Genomic DNA, 4,834 nt, shown 5'->3' with positions numbered 1-4,834 from the left:
CCGAGGCCGAACGCCGCCGGGTCGAAGGCCGCCGCGGCGTTCAGGCGCGCGGCGTGGTCGGGGGTCCGCACGAACCAGGTCAGGACCATCCCGGGCAGGAGCGGGGCCAGCGGGTCGTCGCTGACGATCAGGCGCGCCATCGGGAAGTAGACGCTGGCATAGGGCGGAAGGCCGTCCGGTGCGTTCACCGCGACGTAAAACACGGTTGCGCGACGCGGGTCGACGAAACGGTCGATCGTGAACGTGCCGACGCGCATCTGTTCCTGGCTGGACAGGATACCGTCGCCGAACGGCGATGCGGTGACAAGTGGCGTGCTGCCGTCCGGCGCACGGGCGGTGTTGTCCGCGGCATGTGCAAGGGCGTGCGCCAGAAGCGCCGCGACGGCGGGTGCGGGGAACGCTGCTCCGTCCGTGCCATGATAAGCCGGTGCGGCGTCGGAAACGGGGGCGGCATCGGACGCGATCACCGGGTGCATCGTGATCGCGCCCATGCCCCGCTGGGCCCATGAGAGAGTGAGCGGCAGCAGCAGCGGCTCCGGTAGCGCGGCAAGGCTCTGATCGAGGTCGGCGGGGGGGTGCGGCTGCGCCGCGGTCAGGCTGAACTGCACCAGCGGGCCGAAGATGTAGTCCAGGCAGGTGAACAGCGCCGCGTACGCATCCGGCGGCAGCGCCGTCAACTCGGATGCCTGATACGCACCCTCGCGGCCCAGAAACCATAATGCCTGCGCGCCGGACGCGGCGTGACGCAAGGGCAGAAGGGCTGTGTCGGGTGCGAGCACCAGCGGCGATCCCGGCCGCCAGCCGGGATAGAAGCGGTCCAGCGTCACGCCGTCGAGTCGGGGCGTCCAGTCGGGTGCCGCATCACGGTCGTCTGCTACCTGCGCGGCCTGCGTATCGGTCATGGTTTTCTCCAACACGGGGTCATCGTGACGGACACATGCCCCATGCCGTGCGACCTGAAGGGATCAATCAGGCGGAATGGCGGCCGATGTCCTCGCGAGGGAACCGGAAATCCACCGCGCAGAATTCGCAGGTCATCACGATATCGCCGTCGACGGCCATGTGATCGAGGTCGTCCTGGGCGAAGGTTTCCAGAATGCCGGACAGGCGCGCGCGCGAGCAGCGGCACCCGAAGGCCAGCGCGCGCGGATGATCGAGATGCGGCGTCAGGCTGTGAAACAGGCGATGGATGATCCGCTCCGGCGTCAGCGCATCGCTGAGCAGTTCGGCGTCCGTCACGGTCGAGGCCAGCGCCAGCGCGGTCTCCCATGCGTCCTGCGCCGCGGCGTCGTCCTCGGGCATCGCTGGGATGTCGGTGCCGCCACCAGCGGCGATCCGCTCCAGAATCAGTGCGCTCGCCCGCCAGCCGGACGGGGTCAGGTCGCAGGTGAGGCGCACCCAGCAGGCATGCTGTTCGGACGTCTCGAAATAATGCATCGCCATGTCCGACAGCGAACCGCGCGCGATGTCGACGATGCCCTGATGGCGCTCCGTGTCCGGTCCCTGGTCGACCGTGAACGCAATATATCCCTCGCCCAGCAGGGTCGAATCCTCGGCCGGACCGGTGTCCAGCAGTGCTGCGAGCCGCTCCACGTTCGCGCGCGCATAAAAGCGCAGCGAGCCGGCATCGGTGCAGTCGGCCAGCAACATGGTCACCGGCCCGTCACCCTTGACCTGAAGGGCGAAGGAACCCTGGAACTTCAACGCCGAGGCCAGACCGGCGACCAGCGCCAGCGCCTGACCCGACAGGCGCGAGACCGCGTCCTCATTGTCATGGCGGGTCAGCATGACATCGGCCAGTTGCCCCAGACGCACCAGACGACCGCGCACCGGGCTGTCGCCGAGGTGAAACGGTGTGATCCCGCCAGGCACCACGAGATCGGGCACGTCGGGACGGTGACTATCGAGGAAGGCGGGTGTGTCTATCATGTGCAATGCTCGGCCTGGGACGCGGCATCGGTTAGCGCGCGGGGGCTTGCGGGGTCAACGTCGCGTGGTGACGGGGGTTCATCGCGGCACTGCGGAACGCTCCCTGTCGTCGTCATGGCAACACGGTCAGATGCGTGCGGTGATCTCGGCCTCCAGCGCCTCGAGCTTCTGTTCGAACGCGCGCGCGGCGGAAGCGCCCAGCCCTTCGCGCGCGGTCAACTGCTTCATCAGCGCCGCGCGGCAGCGGTCATGGGCACAGTCGAGGTCCCCGGCGCCGCCGAGACCGGCGGCGAGGCAGTCGAGGTACGCGTTGCGCAACAGCCGCAGGCTCGGCCCCTGTTGCGGCAGGCTACCGAACAGCGCATCGACGCGGCTCTCGACCCAGCCGGGGGCGGCCGGGGTGTCTTCCGTGGCGGTCGGGCGGGCAGGGACTTCGGCGGGACCGGTCATGACCTCTCCTTAGTGCTCGCGCCCGAAACGCGTCCAGTCCTCGCCGCACAGCGCCCACACCAGCAGGGCCTTCTGCGCGTGCAGACGGTTTTCCGCTTCGTCGAAGACGGCGGACTGTGGCCCCTCGAACACCTCCTGTGTCACCTCGTCGCCGACATGGGCGGGCAGGCAATGCAGGAACAGCGCCTCGCGCGCGGCCAGGGCCATCAGGGCCGCGTCGACGCGATACGGCTCGAACCGTGCCAGACGCTCGGCCGATTCCCGATCGGACATGCTGACCCAGGTATCGGTGATGACGGCATCCGCTCCGCGAACGGCCGCGCGCGCATCGTGCGTCGTCTCGATCCGGGCACCGTGCGCGCGGGCCCACGACACGGCGTCGGCGTCGGGCTCGTGCCCCGGCGGCGTCGCCAGTCGCAGCGTGAACCCGAAACGCGCGGCGGCTTCGATGAACGAGGTCGCGACGTTGTTGCCGTCACCGACCCAGGCCAGCGTCCGGCCGCCGATGCTGCCGCGATGTTCCTCGAACGTCAGGATGTCGGCCAGAATCTGCACGGGATGCGAGGCGGGCGTCAGTCCGTTGATGACCGGCACGCTGCTCCAGCGCGCCAGTTCGTGCAGGTCGTCGGTCTGGCCGGTGCGCAGCACGATGACGTCGACCAGACGCGACAGCACGCGCGCCGTATCGGCGATCGTCTCGCCCCGGCCGAGCTGCATGTCCGAAGGCGACAGCACCACGACATCGCCGCCCAGCTGGCGCATGCCGACCTCGAACGACACGCGGGTGCGGGTGGAGGGCTGGCTGAGCATCAGGCCGAGATTGCGTCCGGCCAGAGGCAGGGCCGGGTGCAGGGGCCGCGCGCGATCGCGCTGCATGCGCTTGATCCCGGCGGCCACGTCGATGATCTGCCGCAGCGTGGTGCCGTCGAGATCGCGCAGGTCGAGAAAATGGCGCGGCGACAGGGGCTGCGCGGGGGGAAGGGACATCGCGGCGCTCAAAGGGCGGCCTCCTGTTCACGTGTGGCGAGTGCCTCGAGGCTCGCGGCGGCGCGGTCGAGCATGGCCACGGCCTCGTCGCACTCGGCTTCGCTGACCACCAGCGGGGGCACCAGACGCAGGACGTTGTCGCCGGCGGTGACGCACAGCAGCCCCTCGGCCGCCGCGGCCGCCTGCACGGCCGCGACCGGCAGAACGCATTTCACGCCCAGAAGGAAACCGATGCCCCGCCGTTCGCTGAAGACCGTCGGATGACGCGTGACGAGGCCGTCGAGGCCGCGCGCCAGACCGCCCGATACCGCCTGTACGCGCGCGAGGAAGCCTTCGCCCTCCAGCACGTCCATCACCGCGTTGCCCGCCGCGCAGGCCAGCGGATTGCCGCCGAAGGTGGAGCCATGGCTGCCGGGCGTCATGTGCACGGCCACGGCCTCGGTCGCCAGGATCGCGCCGAACGGAAAGCCGCCGCCGATCCCTTTGGCCAGCGACATCACGTCGGGGGTGACGCCCGACCATTCATAGGCGAACAGCCGCCCGGTCCGGCCCATGCCGGTCTGGACCTCGTCAAAGCCCAGGAACAGCCCGAACTCGTCACACGCGGCGCGCAGTTCCTGCAGGAAGCGCGGGTCAGCCGGCTTGACGCCGCTCTCGCCCTGCACGGGTTCGATCATGATGCCGGCCGTCTCGGCCGTGATGGCGGCGCGCACGGCGTTCATGTTGTTGAAGGGCACATGGTCGAAGCCGTCGAGCGGCGTTCCGAATCCGTCGAGGTAGGCCGGGTTACCGGTGGCGGCGAGCATGCCGAGCGTACGTCCGTGAAACGCGCCATTGAAACACAGCAGCCGCGTGCGTTCCGGGTGGCCGGACTTGGCCTGCGCACGGCGGATCATCTTGACCATGCCCTCGTTCGCTTCGGCGCCCGAGTTGCAGAAGAACACGCTGTCGGCGAACGAATGCGCCACCAGCCTCTCGGCCAGTGTCTCGGCTTCGGGTATCCGGTACAGGTTCGAGACATGCATCACCCGTGCCGCCTGTTCAGCGATGGCGCGGACCAGATGCGGATGACCGTGGCCGAGCGCGTTGACCGCGATTCCGGCGCCGAAGTCGAGGAATCGTCGCCCGTCTGCCGCGTACAGCCAGGCGCCCTCGCCCCGCTCGAAAGCGAGGTCGGCGCGGTTGAACGTAGGCATAAGGGCGGAGATCATCGTGTGACTCGTACTCGTGTCGAGGGTGAAAGGAGGTCCGTAAACGGCAACAGCCCGCCGGGGAGGCGGGCGGACGTCCATCAACGGAACGGCCATGATGAGCCGCGTGGGACGTGCAAGTCAAATGTCGCGGCATCGTAAGATGTTGCGGCCGCTCGCCATTCGTCGCGCCTTGTGGCAGGGTCGCGCGCATGCAGACCGAGGTGAAGCGCCCCACGGCCCCGCCCCGACCGCCTGACCGCGCGGCCCTGCGCGAG

5 protein-coding genes are annotated in these 4,834 nt (G+C 69.2%); all 5 read right to left on the bottom strand.

Translation table 11 applies throughout. From position 1 onward, the window contains the following. On the bottom strand, window positions 1-902 hold a 902-nt coding region (locus tag HUK82_RS14550; protein WP_176614642.1), incomplete at its 3' end, for a hypothetical protein. Between the two features lie 67 nt (window positions 903-969). After that, a complete protein-coding gene (gene hslO / locus HUK82_RS14545; protein WP_176614641.1) occupies window positions 970-1,929 on the bottom strand; it encodes an Hsp33 family molecular chaperone HslO in 960 nt (319 codons plus the stop codon). A gap of 126 nt (window positions 1,930-2,055) precedes the next feature. Next, window positions 2,056-2,379 (bottom strand): hypothetical protein, encoded by a 324-nt coding sequence (locus HUK82_RS14540; RefSeq protein ID WP_176614640.1) that lies wholly within the window; start codon window positions 2,377-2,379, stop codon window positions 2,056-2,058. A gap of 9 nt (window positions 2,380-2,388) precedes the next feature. Then, window positions 2,389-3,366 (bottom strand): ornithine carbamoyltransferase, encoded by a 978-nt coding sequence (argF, locus tag HUK82_RS14535; protein WP_176614639.1) that lies wholly within the window; start codon window positions 3,364-3,366, stop codon window positions 2,389-2,391. An 8-nt stretch (window positions 3,367-3,374) separates the two neighbouring features. Beyond that, a complete protein-coding gene (locus HUK82_RS14530; protein WP_176614638.1) occupies window positions 3,375-4,577 on the bottom strand; it encodes an aspartate aminotransferase family protein in 1,203 nt (400 codons plus the stop codon). Between the last annotated feature and the right edge of the window lie 257 nt (window positions 4,578-4,834).

Origin of the sequence: Ameyamaea chiangmaiensis, assembly GCF_013376175.1 — a bacterium.
In the GTDB taxonomy this organism is placed as follows: Bacteria; Pseudomonadota; Alphaproteobacteria; order Acetobacterales; family Acetobacteraceae; genus Ameyamaea; species Ameyamaea chiangmaiensis.
Note: the sequence above shows the minus strand (reverse complement) of the source record. Positions and strands in the feature narration are given on the sequence as shown.

What these genes read in the sequence shown, in the direction of transcription:
- HUK82_RS14540 (WP_176614640.1), bottom strand. Translation starts at nt 2,379, where the DNA reads ATGACCGGTCCCGCCGAAGTCCCTGCCCGCCCGACCGCCACGGAAGAC.
- hslO (WP_176614641.1), bottom strand. Translation starts at nt 1,929, where the DNA reads ATGATAGACACACCCGCCTTCCTCGATAGTCACCGTCCCGACGTGCCC.
- HUK82_RS14530 (WP_176614638.1), bottom strand. Translation starts at nt 4,577, where the DNA reads ATGATCTCCGCCCTTATGCCTACGTTCAACCGCGCCGACCTCGCTTTC.
- argF (WP_176614639.1), bottom strand. Translation starts at nt 3,366, where the DNA reads ATGTCCCTTCCCCCCGCGCAGCCCCTGTCGCCGCGCCATTTTCTCGAC.